Source organism: Pseudoalteromonas sp. S1609, from assembly GCF_005887255.1.
Classification (GTDB): Bacteria; Pseudomonadota; Gammaproteobacteria; order Enterobacterales; family Alteromonadaceae; genus Pseudoalteromonas.
The window spans coordinates 1-530 of the sequence record NZ_PNDJ01000120.1; the positions used below are offsets into that span (position 1 = coordinate 1).

Below are 530 nucleotides of genomic sequence, written 5' to 3' on the forward strand. Positions count from 1 at the left end.
CGCGATTAAATCGCCCCTAGTTTGAACAGACCTTAATCCGCAAAGATCAACAGGCCCTAGTTAACAGCTGTATTTACACAGTTTAGTCAGGATATTTAAAAACATGTAATATAATCTTCCATTTAATCGCCGAAAAACGTAGCAATAAGGTCATTAGCATACTCAGAATCATTGCCACTTCCACCGTTAACGATAGGTTGATACTTAAGGTATAGACAATGCCACCAGCAATACAGGTAATAGCATACAGCTCACCTTTAAGCAGCATTGGAATATCGCGGGCAAGCACGTCGCGAATAAGCCCACCAAAACAGGGGGTTATTACAGCCATAATCACAACCGTCATATCTGGCATACCAGCCAATTGCGCTTTTTGCGCTCCCATGACCGCAAAAAAGGCTAAGCCAAACGCGTCAGCGGTTTGCAATACATAGTATGGAATGGATTTTTGCTTATTGATCAGTCGTGTAGTAACCAGAACCGCCACCAAAATAGCGTAGAAGTAGCTTTGGTCGTGTAACCAAAATACG

Annotated in this window: 1 protein-coding gene; it reads right to left on the reverse strand. The window is 42.6% G+C overall.

Going from position 1 to position 530, the window contains the following annotated elements:
- Nucleotides 1-82 precede the first annotated feature (82 nt).
- On the reverse strand, nt 83-530 hold a 448-nt coding region (locus CWB76_RS18975; protein ID WP_171039661.1), incomplete at its 5' end, for a trimeric intracellular cation channel family protein.